Origin of the sequence: Eubacterium ramulus ATCC 29099, assembly GCF_000469345.1 — a bacterium.
Taxonomy (GTDB): Bacteria; Bacillota; Clostridia; order Lachnospirales; family Lachnospiraceae; genus Eubacterium_I; species Eubacterium_I ramulus.
This window is the reverse complement of record NZ_KI271151.1, coordinates 1-13,890: the sequence shown is the minus strand read 5'-3', so window position 1 is coordinate 13,890 and position 13,890 is coordinate 1. Positions and strand designations below refer to the sequence as shown.

The 13,890-nt window shown below is 44.3% G+C and carries 11 protein-coding genes and 1 pseudogene; 11 read left to right on the top strand and 1 reads right to left on the bottom strand.

The annotated features are described in order from the left end of the window. Nucleotides 1–30: 30 nt before the first annotated feature. From HMPREF0373_RS10405 to fucO, 3 genes are all read left to right on the top strand, one after another. The gene (locus tag HMPREF0373_RS10405; protein ID WP_022035875.1) at nt 31–1,452 is read left to right on the top strand and encodes an L-arabinose isomerase; all 1,422 of its coding nucleotides are present in this window, start codon (nt 31–33) and stop codon (nt 1,450–1,452) included. Nucleotides 1,453–1,595: 143 nt separating this feature from the next. Further along, entirely contained in the window at nt 1,596–2,417 is an 822-nt protein-coding gene (gene rhaD, locus HMPREF0373_RS10400) for a rhamnulose-1-phosphate aldolase (protein WP_022035876.1), read from the top strand. A 97-nt stretch (nt 2,418–2,514) separates the two neighbouring features. Continuing rightward, entirely contained in the window at nt 2,515–3,660 is a 1,146-nt protein-coding gene (gene fucO / locus HMPREF0373_RS10395) for a lactaldehyde reductase (RefSeq protein WP_022035877.1), read from the top strand. 272 nt (nt 3,661–3,932) lie between these two features. Here fucO and arcC read toward each other — a convergent pair. Then, nucleotides 3,933–4,720, bottom strand: a pseudogene (arcC, locus tag HMPREF0373_RS16500) (carbamate kinase); the annotation flags it as partial. Here arcC and HMPREF0373_RS10385 point away from each other — a divergent pair. The 8 genes from HMPREF0373_RS10385 (at nt 4,664) to HMPREF0373_RS10350 (ending at nt 13,631) form a co-directional block, all read left to right on the top strand. Then, nucleotides 4,664–5,587: an amidohydrolase family protein gene (locus HMPREF0373_RS10385; protein ID WP_021739661.1), complete on the top strand. Its 924-nt coding sequence runs from the start codon at nt 4,664–4,666 to the stop codon at nt 5,585–5,587. The pseudogene arcC and the gene HMPREF0373_RS10385 sit on opposite strands and share 57 nt — an antisense overlap. 158 nt (nt 5,588–5,745) lie before the next feature. Next, nucleotides 5,746–6,123 carry a RidA family protein gene (locus HMPREF0373_RS10380; RefSeq protein WP_044963945.1) on the top strand — a complete coding sequence of 126 codons (378 nt, stop codon included), beginning with the start codon at nt 5,746–5,748 and terminating at the stop codon, nt 6,121–6,123. Nucleotides 6,124–6,255: 132 nt separating this feature from the next. Next, nucleotides 6,256–6,870, top strand: coding sequence for a TetR/AcrR family transcriptional regulator (locus HMPREF0373_RS10375; protein ID WP_021739659.1), 615 nt, complete (start codon nt 6,256–6,258; stop codon nt 6,868–6,870). Between the two features lie 407 nt (nt 6,871–7,277). Next, entirely contained in the window at nt 7,278–8,612 is a 1,335-nt protein-coding gene (locus HMPREF0373_RS10370; protein WP_021739657.1) for a uracil-xanthine permease family protein, read from the top strand. A gap of 307 nt (nt 8,613–8,919) precedes the next feature. Further along, nucleotides 8,920–10,056: an aminotransferase class V-fold PLP-dependent enzyme gene (locus HMPREF0373_RS10365; protein WP_081695256.1), complete on the top strand. Its 1,137-nt coding sequence runs from the start codon at nt 8,920–8,922 to the stop codon at nt 10,054–10,056. Nucleotides 10,057–10,490: 434 nt separating this feature from the next. Next, complete coding sequence (locus HMPREF0373_RS10360; RefSeq protein WP_021739655.1) at nt 10,491–11,810, top strand: replication-associated recombination protein A; 1,320 nt, start codon at nt 10,491–10,493, stop codon at nt 11,808–11,810. An 84-nt stretch (nt 11,811–11,894) separates the two neighbouring features. Further along, entirely contained in the window at nt 11,895–13,187 is a 1,293-nt protein-coding gene (locus HMPREF0373_RS10355) for an aminotransferase class I/II-fold pyridoxal phosphate-dependent enzyme (protein WP_021739654.1), read from the top strand. Nucleotides 13,188–13,241: 54 nt separating this feature from the next. Continuing rightward, nucleotides 13,242–13,631 (top strand): thioesterase family protein, encoded by a 390-nt coding sequence (locus HMPREF0373_RS10350; protein ID WP_044963940.1) that lies wholly within the window; start codon nt 13,242–13,244, stop codon nt 13,629–13,631. Nucleotides 13,632–13,890: the final 259 nt, after the last annotated feature.

Genomic DNA, 13,890 nt, shown 5'->3' with positions numbered 1-13,890 from the left:
AATATACTACGAAGTATGGAGAGGAGTCATATGTTAGTAGAAACAAAGGCAAAAATTGGTGTTTTTTCTATCGCACTGGGCGCATATCTGCCACAGTTCCCGTCTCTGGTGCCGGAATTTGAGCAGCAGTATGAAGCGTTCAAAAAGACAATTCCGGACACGGTAGAAATTGTGGACGGAGGAATTGTTACAACAAAAGAGTTATCTATGGCAGCAGGTGATAAATTCCGTGCGGCAGATGTAGATTTGGTTATTTTACAGCTGCTTACTTACGCAACAAGTTATAACATGCTTCCAGCGATCCGTGATCTGAACGTGCCGGTGGTTCTGGTAAATGTACAGAAGAAAAAAGCGCCGGATTATGAACATACAGATACAGCTACCTGGCTGGGCGAATTATATGCATGTGGTGCAGTTGGTGAGATGGTAGCAGATCTGGAGCGTGCCGGAAAGAGACATGCTGTTATTACAGGCGTGGTAGAAGGCGGCGATGCATATGTGGCACAGGAGATTGATGAGTGGTGTCGTGCAGCGCAGGTAAGAAGAAGATTCCGTTATACCAATATTGCACAGATCGGCAGACCGTATCCGGGCATGATGGATCTCTACATTGATGAGACCAATCTTTACAACCGTATGGGTCTGTATACCAAGCAGTTTGACTGGGAGAAAATGTGGGCCATCGCAGATCATATCACTGATGAGGCAGCCATCCGTGCAAAAGCAGAAGAAATTCTTGATACTTTTGATATCGAAGGCGGAGCCACTGTCGAGACTGTCTGGGATATGGCAAGATACGTGGTTGCTTTCGAAGAATGGGTAAAAACAGAAGACATTGCACTTGTAGCATCCCATTATGATGGATTTGCACAAGGTATTGCAGGAAAATTGGACAGTATGCTGATTCCGGCATTTTCCATGCTGATCAAACAGGGTACCGCCTGTGCCGTAGAAGGAGATATGAAAGTAGCTATGGCCATGAGCATCCTGAAAACAATTTCCGGAACCGGTCAGCTCTCTGAGATGTACTCCATCGATTTCAACAAAGACATCTGCATTATCGGACATTCCGGATCCGGCGATGCGGATATTTCACAGGCACGCAAACCGTCGATGAAGATTGTTGATGTCTTTCATGGAAAAACAGGCGGCGGTTATCTGACCCAGTTCTATCCGCCGACAGGAGATGTGACTTACCTCGGAATCACACAGGATAAAGACGGACATTTCAAATTTGTTGTGGCAGAAGGCGTAAACGAGGACGGACCGATCTTTACTTTCGGTGATACCAATATGAGAACCAGATTTTCCATCGGTGCAAGAGAATTTTGCAACAGATGGAGCGAGGCAGGTCCGACTCATCATATGGCAGCAGCAGTGGGAAGACATATTGATACGATTCTGAAAGTTGCAAAAATATTGAATGTACCTGTTGATATCATTTGCAGATAACAGAGATACACAGAAAAATATGTCATGCATTGCATGATGTGCATCTCGCAGCAAGAATGGAGAGGGCATTCTTGAATGAAATAAACAAGGATAGCAATAGATAAAAAAAGAAGTGGCTGTGTGTGCAGCAGATTGGAGAAATTATGAAATTTTTAGATGCAGAATTTGTACAGGGATTTATCAGAATGGCAGATGACGGCTGGAATCAGGGTTGGCATGAGAGAAACGGCGGAAACCTTTCCTACCGTGTGAAACCGGAAGAAGTAGAGAATGTAAAAGAAAACTTTGAAGCAAAAGAGTGGCAGCCGATCGGCACAAGCGTACCAAACCTCGCAGGCGAGTATTTTCTTGTAACCGGCAGTGGAAAATATTTCCGTAACGTCAGCATCAAACCGGAAGACAGCATCTGCATGATCGAACTGGATGAAAAAGGTGAGAATTACCGCATCGTCTGGGGACTTGTAAACGGCGGCAGACCGACTTCTGAGCTTCCAAGCCATCTGATGAACCTGGAAGTAAAGAAACTGCAGGATGAGAGATATCGTGTGGTATATCATGCACATACAACAAATATTATTGCTCTGACATTCGTGCTTCCGTTAGAGGATCGTGTATTTACAAGAGAGTTGTGGGAAATGGCTACCGAGTGTCCGGTTGTATTCCCGGATGGTATCGGTGTCGTTCCGTGGATGGTTCCGGGCGGAAGAGAAATCGCCGTTGCCACAAGTGAATTAATGAAAAAATATGATCTGGCGATCTGGGCACATCATGGAATGTTTGCAGCAGGATTTGATTTTGACCTGACATTCGGACTGATGCACACAGCAGAGAAATCAGCAGAAATCCTGGTGAAAATGTTATCCATGAGACCGGATAAGCTTCAGACTATCACACCGGATGATTTCCGCCATCTTGCAAAAGATTTTAACGTAACGCTTCCGGAAGAATTCTTATACGAGAAATAAGATACTTATAAAAAACTGGTTTGGAATCAGAAAACGTGTTGGAAAAATGCCTATAAAAATGGCAATTATTTTAGAAAGAGAAAGGATGAGAAACACTATGGCAAACCGAATCAACTTGAACCAGACATCTTATCATGGAGCAGGAGCAATCGAAGAGATTGCAAATGAAGCAAAAGCACATGGATTTAACAAGGCATTTGTCTGCTCAGATCCGGATCTTATCAAATTTCATGTAACAAGCAAAGTTACTGATATTCTTGATAAAAATGGTCTGGAATATGAGGTATACTCAGATATTAAACCAAATCCGACCATCGAAAATGTACAGCATGGTGTTCAGGCGTTTAAAAATTCCGGCGCAGATTATCTGATCGCAATTGGAGGCGGTTCTTCTATGGATACTTCCAAAGCGATCGGCATTATTATCGCAAATCCGGAATTTGAGGATGTGAGAAGTCTCGAAGGTGTGGCACCGACAAAGAACCCTTGTGTACCGATCATCGCAGTTCCGACGACAGCAGGTACAGCGGCGGAGGTTACGATCAATTACGTTATCACAGACGTAGAGAGAAAACGTAAATTTGTATGCGTAGATCCGCATGATATGCCGATCATTGCGATTATCGATCCGGAAATGATGTCTTCCATGCCAAAAGGACTGACTGCATCTACCGGTATGGATGCATTGACACATGCAATTGAGGGATATACGACAAAAGCTGCATGGGAAATGACAGATATGTTCCATCTGAAAGCTATTGAACTGATTTCCAAATCTCTTCGCGGAGCCGTTGATAATACAAAAGAGGGACGTGAAGGAATGGCCCTCGGTCAGTATATTGCCGGTATGGGATTTTCCAATGTAGGACTTGGAATCGCACATTCCATGGCTCATACACTTGGCGCTGTTTATGACACACCGCACGGTGTAGCATGTGCAATGATGCTTCCGATCGTTATGGAGTATAACCAGGAGTGCACCGGTGAAAAATATCGTGAAATTGCAAGAGCAATGGGTGTACAGAGTGTAGATGCAATGTCTCAGGAAGAGTACAGAAAAGCAGCTATTGAGGCGGTTAAGAAACTTTCTGCTGATGTTGGAATCCCGACAAAACTGGATGCGATCAAAGAAGAAAATCTTCAGTTCTTAGCTGAATCTGCTCATGCAGATGCATGTGCACCGGGCAATCCGAAAGATGCAAGTGTAGAAGATCTGAAAGAACTTTTCCGCAAGATCATGTAATTTACAAACATCTTTTCTTACTTAGTGCGAAAAGATACACATTGTAAATAGCGGGCACAGATCATTTTTTCTTGAGAAGCGATTGTTAGCTCGAAAGACAAAATAATCTGTGCCCGCTTTCATAAATTTCCGTAATATAAAAGATGCACCACATGAAAGAGCCCCGATTTGGTTAGGATCGGGGCTCTTTCTTTGCTTTGTATATTGTAAAATAGAGGGAAAATGTTAAAAAAGTTTTATCGAATAATCAATCAAAAAACAAGATAAAATAATTATTTTTTGATGATTCGTGTTCCTGTTGTACCGTTTACACCGTCTTTTGCTTTCTGTAAAAGGGTGATGAGGGCGGTACGTCCCTCGCCTGATTCGGCAAATTCTACAGCTGCCTGTACTTTCGGAAGCATGGAACCTGGAGCAAAATGTCCTTCTTCCATGTACTGTTTTGCCTCTTCGACAGAGATGTCATTGAGCCATGTCTCTTCCGGAGTACCGAAGCGGAGTGCTACTTTCTCAACTGCAGTCAGAATGATCAGGAAATCTGCATTTAACTGCTGTGCAAGGAGACAGCTTGCAAAGTCTTTGTCGATAACTGCTCCAACACCTTTTAAATGGTTTCCGCGGCGGATTACAGGAATACCACCGCCACCGCTGGCGATGACGACTTCGCCTGCTTCTAAGAGATCTTTGTGTCGATTTCAATGATTTCTGCCGGTTTCGGAGAAGCAACGACACGACGATAGCCGCGTCCTGCATCTTCCATGACCTGAATACCGCTGCTGGCTACAGCAGCATCGGCTTCTTCTTTGGTCATAAACTGACCGATTGGTTTGGTTGGATGCTCGAATGCAGGATCATTTTCGTCCACACGAACCTGTGTGATCACGGTGGCAACATTTTTCTTGATGCCGCGGTTTAATAATTCCTCTTTTAATGCATTCTGAAGATCGTAACCAATATATGCCTGACTCATGGCAACACAGACGGAGAGCGGTGTGATTGCCGGATGAGAAAGTTCTGTTTTGGAATATGCTGCCATTGCATTGTTGATCATTTCGATCTGGATGCGGGAGATTTTCATACCGCAGATGATTTTTATACAGGAACAAAAGCTGCGATAGCAGGAGGAACCACATCAATCCTTGATTTTACCACGCAGGAAAAAGGGCAGACCTTAACCGAAGTACTGGATGTCTGGCACAAAATGGCAGATGGAAAAAGCTCCTGTGATTACGGTTTTCATATGTCGATCACAGACTGGAATGATGAGGCAAAAAAGGAAATCAAAGAAATGACCCGTCAGGGGGTCACTTCTTATAAATTATATATGGCGTATGATAATCTCAGAGTAAATGACAAAGAATTATTTGAGATTTTGTCAGCAATCGAGGAAGAACACGGCATCGCAGGTGTCCATTGTGAAAACGGTGACATCATCAAGGCGGTGACAGAAAAACTCAAAGCAGAGGAACGCCACAGCATACGCCTGCATCCGAAGAGCCGTCCGGCAGAGGCGGAAGCCGAGGCCGTCAACCGGTTGCTGACGATTGCAAAACTGGCAGGTACACCAGTGAATATCGTACATTTAAGTTCCAGACAGGGATTGAAAGTAGTTCAGAGAGCCAGAAAAGAAGGTCAGCAGGTATTTGTAGAGACCTGTCCGCAGTATCTGATACTGGATGAGAAAGAATACAACCGTCCGGGATTTTCAGGAGCTGCTTTCGTATGTGCACCGCCGCTTCGAAAAAAAGAAGACCGGGAGGCACTCTGGGAAGCTGTTGCAAAGGGCGAAGTTGATATGCTTGGCACTGACCACTGCAGTTTCAATATGAAAGATCAGAAGACGCGTGGTAAAGATGATTTTACCAGAATTCCGGACGGCTTAAGAGGATGCCCGGTGGCAGAGTATGGCAAGGTTCATACCGAGTAAAAAGGAAAATACATTCACAGAACAGCGCGTCAGCTGTAACAAACGGATACTGAAAATCTGTATTCAAAAGTTTGCTTGTAAAGCAGTAATGTACTGCATTATAATAAAAAAGATGAAATAGTTTATTTCACAATTTAAAAAGAAAGAAGGATATGATTATGAAACAGTCAATCAACGTAAACGGAGCACCGGCAGCAGTAGGTCCATATGTACATGCTGTAAAAACAGGAAACATGATCTTCATCTCCGGTCAGTTAGGGTTAAATCCGGCAGACGGTACACTTCCGGAAGGTATTGAGGCACAGACAATTCAGAGTCTTGAGAATGTGAAAACAATTCTGGAAGGCACAGGATCTGATTTTGATCACGTTGTAAAAACAACAATCTTTTTAGCTGACATCGCTGATTTTGGTAAAGTAAATGAGATCTATGCAAAATATTTTGCAAATGAAGTACCGGCCCGCTCCTGCGTAGAGGTAGCAAACCTCCCGAAAGCAGCTCTGGTAGAGATTGAAGCAATTGCTGTTGAAAAGTAAGAAATACAGGAATGTATACAAGGACGACGGGTTAAACCAAAATAAGTTTTAGCTAATTCTTGACACTGCCTGTAAGAAAAAATAAAATAAAAACCGAATGTTAGGGTAATCTTATAGGCAGGAGGCAAGAATTTGAAAACAGAAACATTACATGTTACAGAAACAGAAGAAAGGATTCTGAATGCGGCACTGAAAGTTGTAAATGATGTTACGATCAGTGGAACCAGAATGCATCTGATTGCAGAAAAGGCAGACATGGTCCAGTCAAATGTTCACTATTATTATAAAACAAAGCAGGAACTGTTAAAGGGGCTGCAGGAGTGGATTTTAGAAGAATGCTACGATATGCAGCAAGTGAGCAAGAACTCAAGCAAAGATACACTGGAAGATCAGTTACATATTTTCTTTCAGCAGAAAAAAATACTGCTGACAAAGAAGAAAGAATATGATTTTGCAGAAATTGATTTTCTTGTTCAGACAAGGATTGACGCAGACATCAGAGCACGTTTTCAGGAAGCATATGCGGTTTGGAGAGATAATATCCGGGAGATCATTATTCGTTTTTGCCCGAATATGGACGAGACAGACAAAGAACTGATTCCGTACATGGCAGTATCGTTGCTTGAGGGGGCTTCAATCCAGGTGCTGGTGGATGGAAAAGGTTTTGACGCAGATAGTTATTTTGCATATGCAGAAGAAATGGTGCTTGAGCAGATCAGAATTGCAATGGAGAAAAAAGAAGGGTAATGTTAATCCGATTTTTACAGGAACTTTACTATGGTGATACGAAAAGCTTTTCTGTACGCTTCTGTTTGATTGAATAATCGGTCAAAACTATGTCTTACTATATCATATCTGTCGCTGTACCGGATATAAAAAAATCATGGATGCGGTAGAGTTGGCCGCAAAAATCAAGCGGGAAGGAAAAGGAATCACGAAAAAAGAAAACTTTTTATTAGCAGTGCTAACGAATACCATAAATACAATTCATAAGTGGAGCAGTTGTAAAACGTAAATTGTCTGCGTTATAATATCTGAGAAAAAAATGGAATGTGAACGCAGGTCGCAAAGCGACTGCGTTCATGAGCAAGTAGCGAAAGCGGATTGCGAATGTCCGCTTTACCTGTAACATAAAAGATGGAGGATTTTAGTACATGAAAAAGACAAAAGGAACAAATGCGTCTATTTTCGAGTTAAATGGTATTCCGCAGTTAAGCAAAGCACTTCCGCTGGCTTTGCAGCATGTGGTGGCTATGATCGTTGGATGCGTGACCCCGGCTATTATTGTGGCAGGAGTGGCAGAACTAGAGGGTACAAACCGTGTCATGCTGATTCAGTCGGCACTGGTAGTTTCTGCACTTTCCACATTTTTACAGCTGTTCCCAATCGGATCTAAAAAGGGATTCCGCCTGGGGGCCGGATTACCGGTCATCATGGGAACCAGTTTTGCTTATGTGGCAAGTATGCAGGCTATTGCGGCAGATGTAGGCATTGCAGCGATATTCGGAGCACAGATCATCGGCGGTATCATCGCGATGATCATCGGATTTTTTATTGATAAAATCCGCAAGGTGTTTCCGCCGCTGGTAACAGGAACTGTTGTATTTACCATCGGACTTTCTTTATATCCGACTGCTGTCAACTATATGGCAGGCGGTGCATCCAGTGCAAATTACGGACATTGGACCAACTGGCTGGTAGCAATTATCACACTGGCTATCGTTACATTTTTGAATCATTTTACCAAAGGATTTGTAAAACTTGCGTCTATTCTGATCGGTATCATCTGCGGTTATATCATTGCAGCATGTTTCGGTATGGTAGATTTGACTGCAGTGGCACAGGCAAGCGTTTTTCAGATGCCGCAGATCATGCATTTTGGTATTCAGTTTGATCCGTCCTCCTGCATTGCCATTGGATTATTATTTGCCATCAATGCGATTCAGGCCATCGGCGATTTTACGGCAACAACAACCGGCGGTATGGACCGTGAGCCGACAGATAAAGAATTAAAGGGTGCTATCGTTGGATATGGATGCACCAATATCATTGGAGCTTTCCTGGGTGGTCTTCCGACGGCTTCCTATAGTCAGAATGTAGGTATCGTTACAACTACAAAGGTTATCAACCGTTCTGTTCTGGGAATGTCTGCAGGTATTCTGTTGATTGCCGGTCTGGTGCCGAAGTTTTCCGCGTTGCTGACAACAATTCCGCAGTGTGTCCTTGGTGGAGCGACTATTTCTGTGTTTGCATCTATCGCAATGACAGGCATCAAGCTGATCACAAGTCAGCCGATGAGTTATCGCAATACCTCTATCGTGGGATTGTCTGTGGCACTTGGTGTTGGTGTGACCCAGGCTTCTGCATCCCTCGGAATGTTTCCGGCATGGGTGACAACCGTATTTGGTAAGACACCGGTTGTTATTGCAACCGTAACTGCAGTATTTTTGAATCTGGTGCTGCCGAAAGGGAAAAAAACGGAAAAATAAATGCCTGACGGAATGTCAGACTAATAAGAAGGAGTTCTCGCAGATTGGCGAGGACTCCTTTTTATGATAAAATATATTCCGTATAATCAAGATTTGGGGTCAAAAGATGCCGTACGAATTGTTCCGTACTTCGTACTCCCACAATTCTACCCAATATTCGCATATCGTGAAGCTGACGCTCCACTTTTATGCTCATATCAGGGCGGGTCATTAAGCCATAAAACCACTCCTGTGCAAGCACATCGTGGTTTCAGGCTTTTGACCCTGGCATCATCATATAATGTGTATGACAAAAGGGGATTTTTCAATGATATATTTTGATAATGCAGCAACGACCAGACAGAAACCGAATGAAGTTGTACAGGCAGTTACGGAGGCACTCTGCTTGCTTGGAAATGCAGGAAGAGGGGCACACGAGGCGACATTGCAGGCTTCCCGCACGATTTACGATACAAGACGGAAACTGGCAGAATTTTTCCATGCGGAAAGCCCGGAGCGTATGGTGTTTACCGGCAACGCGACAGAGAGTCTGAATATAGCCATCAAAGGATTATTAAATCCGGGAGACCATGTGATCACCACACAGCTGGAGCATAATTCCGTGCTCCGTCCACTCTATGAAATGGAAGAAAAAGGTGTGGAATTGACGATTGTAAAAGCGGATGTGCAGGGCAGATGTTCAATAGCGGATATGGAGGCAGCAATCCGACCGGAGACAAAAGCCATTATTTGTACGCACGGATCGAATGTCACCGGAAATCTGGTGGATATTGCGGCAATCGGAGCAATGACGCAAAAGTATGGAATTCTTTTTGTGGTGGATGCGTCACAGACAGCAGGCGTATTTCCTATTGATGTGCAGGCGATGCATATTGATATTTTGTGCTTTACCGGGCACAAAAGCCTGCTTGGCCCCCAGGGAACCGGCGGGCTCTATGTCAGAACCGGTCTGCAGCTTCGGCCGTTAAAGAGCGGAGGCAGCGGCGTGCAGACGTACAGCAAAAAGCATCCGCAGCAGATGCCGACGGCGCTGGAAGCAGGGACGTTAAACGGACATGGCATTGCAGGACTGGATGCGGCCCTGGATTACCTGAAGCAGACAGGAATGGACGAAATCCGTGAAAAAGAACAGACGCTGATGTGGCAGTTTTATGAAGGTATCCGAGACATTTCAGGCGTAAAGATTTATGGTGATTTTTCACAGAAAAACCGGTGTCCCATTGTATCCTTTAATATCGGGGATTATGATTCCGCAGAGGTCAGCGATGAACTTTATGAAGGATGGGAGATTTCCACCAGACCGGGGGGACATTGTGCACCGTTGATGCATGAGGCACTTGGGACAGTGGAACAGGGTGCTGTGCGGTTCAGCTTTTCACATTATAATACCGAACAGGAAGTAGGGACAGCGATCGAGGCAGTGAGAGAACTGGCAGAAGAGTGAGCAATTATGAACAATTCACTCGCGCCATTCGCCAAACGCCCTTTCAGGGCTTCTCCGTAGCGATGCTACTATTTTGGCTCATGATATGGCGCTCCCTTTATCACAATGTATTTGGATAACTCCTCATGCAAGCATGATTGTTATCCAGAATACATGTGATAAGTGAACTGTTTTCGGCACAATGTAGAAAACATAGTTGGGAATCTTCCTAATTATGGGAAAATCGGAGAAAATGGAACTTTGTCAAAAAAATAACTTGTCAGAGCGGTAAAATTAAGGTATTGTATAGCATGGATATGAAAGATATCGTATTGGTATCATGCAAAAATATTTAAAATCCATGCATTTTACAGGATGAAAGCAGTTGAAAATGAATTTTATATCGTGAAAAAGATTCATTTTTAAAGGATGAAACGTGAAATGGAGCATATAAAATGGATTTATTTGATTACATGAGAGAACAAAATAAGGAAAAAGAATCGCCACTGGCATCCCGACTTCGTCCGACGAAACTGGAAGAAGTAGTGGGACAGCAGCACATCATCGGCAAAGATAAATTGCTATACCGTGCCATCAAAGCGGATAAGCTGCAGTCAGTTATTTTCTATGGACCTCCGGGAACCGGAAAAACGACACTGGCAAAGGTGATCGCACAGACCACCAGTGCAGAATTTATGCAGATCAATGCGACTTCCGCCGGCAAGAAGGACATGGAAGCAGTGATTGAAAAGGCAAAACAGCTGCAGGGGATGTACGGAAAACGTACGATTCTGTTTATCGATGAGATTCACCGTTTTAACAAAGGCCAGCAGGATTATCTGCTTCCGTTTGTGGAGGACGGTACCGTGACACTGATCGGTGCCACCACGGAGAATCCGTATTTTGAGGTAAACGGAGCGCTGATCTCCCGATCCATTATTTTTGAATTAAAACCGTTGGAGAAAGAAGATATCAAGACGTTGCTGCACCGTGCCTTAGAGGATATGGAAAAAGGTATGGGAGCCTATCGTGCAGTGGCGGATGAAGAGGCACTGGAGTTTCTTGCTGATGTATCAAACGGGGATGCCCGCAGCGCATTAAATGCCATTGAACTGGGAATCCTTACCACAGAACGCAGTGCAGACGGGCTCATCCATATCACGCTGGATGTGGCTTCCGAATGTATCCAGAAGCGCGTGATCAAGTATGATAAAAATGGCGACAGCCATTATGATAACATTTCCGCATTTATCAAAAGTATGCGGGGGTCTGATCCGGACGCAGCGGTCTACTATCTGGCAAAAATGCTGTACGCCGGGGAAGATGTGACATTTATTGCCCGGAGAATTATGATCTGTGCATCGGAAGATGTGGGAAATGCAGATCCGAACGCCCTGACCGTGGCAGTCAGCGCAGCCCAGGCAGTGGAGCGTCTTGGAATGCCGGAGGCGCGGATCGTGCTGGCACAGGCCGTCACTTATGTGGCGAGCGCACCAAAGAGCAATGCGGCCTACCTGGCAGTGGACAAAGCACTTTCCGTTGTCAGAGAGTCGAGAACCGCACCGGTTCCAACGTATCTCTGCGATGCTCATTACAAAGGTGCTGGGAAGCTTGGACGAGGCATCGGATATAAATATGCCCACGATTATCCGAATCATTATGTGGAACAGCAGTATCTGCCGGATGCATACAAAGATATGAAATTCTATGAGCCGACAGAAAACGGTTATGAGCAGACCATTCGGGAATATTTTAAAAAAATCAAACAGGAGTAAATTTTTGTCAAATCTCCTTTTGAATATAAAATAAAAAGAAGTTGTAAAAAATGATTTAACAATACACAACAGGAGGAAAAATCAATGCAGTCTTATCAGGAAATGAGCAGAGAGGAATTATTAAAAGAAAAAGAGAGCCTGGAACAGCAGTACAAAGAAATCTGCAAAAAAGGCTTGAAACTGGACATGTCCAGAGGTAAACCATCCAAAGAGCAGCTTGAGCTGTCCATGCCGATGATGGACGTTCTGACCAGTGAGACTCCGCTAGTCAGCAGAGCCGGTACAGATATCCGTAACTACGGTGTGATCGATGGTATCACCGAGGGACAGGAATTCATCGCAAGCTTAGTCGGACTCGGTCCGGAAGCATATGATAATGTCATTGTTTACGGAAATGCTAGTCTGAATATCATGTATGACTGCATTTCACGATCCATGATGTTTGGTGTAAACGGAAGCACACCATGGTGCAAACTTGACAAAGTAAAATGGCTCTGCCCGGTTCCGGGATATGACCGTCACTTTGCTATCACAGAGTGCTTTGGCATCGAGATGATCAACGTACCGCTTTACGAAGACGGTCCGGATATGGATATGGTAGAAAAATTAGTCAGCGAAGATGACAGCATCAAAGGTATCTGGTGTGTGCCGAAATATTCCAATCCGATGGGAACTTCCTACTCTGACGAGACTGTCCGCAGACTGGCCCGCTTAAAACCGGCAGCAGAAGACTTCCGTATTTACTGGGATAACGCTTACTGTGTACATGATTTGTATGAGGACAAAGCAGATCAGATCCTTGAGATCCTCGGTGAGTGCGAGAAAGCCGGAAACCCGAACCTTCCGATCGAGTTCTGCTCCACATCCAAGATCACATTTTCCGGTGCAGGTGTATCCGGCCTGATCACAAGTCTTGAGAACAAAGCAGATATCCTGAAACGTCTGACCATTCAGACCATCGGATTTGACAAGATTAATCAGCTGCGTCATGTGAAATTCTTAAAGGATATCGATGGCGTAAAAGCACATATGGCAAAACATGCAGCAATCATCCGTCCGAAATTTGAGATGATCCTGGATCGTTTTGAGGAAGAACTGAAAGGTCTTGGCGCAGGAAGCTGGATCCGTCCGAATGGTGGATATTTCATCACCTTCAAGGCAAATGAAGGATGTGCAAAGAACATTGTTGCAAAAGCAAAAGAGGCCGGTGTTGTACTGACAGGTGCAGGCGCACCATACCCATACAAAAAGGATCCGAAGGATTCCGTGATCCGTATTGCTCCGACACTTCCGCCGATGGAAGAACTGAAAGAGGCATGCGAGGTATTTATCGTTTGTGCAAAACTTGCAAGCGTGGAGAAACTTCTGGAAGCATAAGAAAAGTTATGATATACTTACTCCGTAATGATGAATTTTAGAGGAGGACATAAAATGTTAAAAGCAGGAATCAAAGGGGAACAGAGCGTAGAGGTTGTATATGAGAATACCGCAACAGCAGTAGGAAGCGGCGTACTGGAAGTATTCGGAACACCATGCATGCTTGCATTAATGGAAAAAACAGCAAGCGAGAGCGTAGCTCCCTATCTGGAAGAAGGCTGCGGCAGCGTTGGTACACAGGTAACGATCAGCCATGTAGCGGCAACTCCGATTGGAATGACTGTTCGTTGCGAGACAGAGCTTACAGAAGTAGACGGTCGCCGTCTTGTATTTAAAGTAGCGGCTTATGATGAAGCTGGTCTGATCGGTGAAGGCACACATGAGCGGTTCATCGTACAGAACGAGAAATTCCAGACAAAAGCAAACAACAAACTTGCAAAATAACTGAAATAGCGAAATCAAGAACTCCTTCTGTGCACGACTAGTGTTCACAGAAGGAGTTTTCGATTTCGCTTTCATAATGTCACAATAAGATACATAAGAACAGGCATTCTATTTTTTGATCCGGATCGCAGCTACCGCACAGTCATCAGAAGCCTGACGGATACGGTCAGCCATTGTATCGGGAATTTCATCCATCAGGATATCGATGCAGTGATCCTTGTAATTTCTTGTGACATGCTCCCACCACTTAAATCACAGA

Coding starts and splice junctions, on each gene's coding strand:
- HMPREF0373_RS10405 (WP_022035875.1), top strand. CDS start 31: ATGTTAGTAGAAACAAAGGCAAAAATTGGTGTTTTTTCTATCGCACTG.
- rhaD (WP_022035876.1), top strand. CDS start 1,596: ATGAAATTTTTAGATGCAGAATTTGTACAGGGATTTATCAGAATGGCA.
- fucO (WP_022035877.1), top strand. CDS start 2,515: ATGGCAAACCGAATCAACTTGAACCAGACATCTTATCATGGAGCAGGA.
- HMPREF0373_RS10385 (WP_021739661.1), top strand. CDS start 4,664: ATGAGAAAGTTCTGTTTTGGAATATGCTGCCATTGCATTGTTGATCAT.
- HMPREF0373_RS10380 (WP_044963945.1), top strand. CDS start 5,746: ATGAAACAGTCAATCAACGTAAACGGAGCACCGGCAGCAGTAGGTCCA.
- HMPREF0373_RS10370 (WP_021739657.1), top strand. CDS start 7,278: ATGAAAAAGACAAAAGGAACAAATGCGTCTATTTTCGAGTTAAATGGT.
- HMPREF0373_RS10365 (WP_081695256.1), top strand. CDS start 8,920: ATGATATATTTTGATAATGCAGCAACGACCAGACAGAAACCGAATGAA.
- HMPREF0373_RS10360 (WP_021739655.1), top strand. CDS start 10,491: ATGGATTTATTTGATTACATGAGAGAACAAAATAAGGAAAAAGAATCG.
- HMPREF0373_RS10355 (WP_021739654.1), top strand. CDS start 11,895: ATGCAGTCTTATCAGGAAATGAGCAGAGAGGAATTATTAAAAGAAAAA.
- HMPREF0373_RS10350 (WP_044963940.1), top strand. CDS start 13,242: ATGTTAAAAGCAGGAATCAAAGGGGAACAGAGCGTAGAGGTTGTATAT.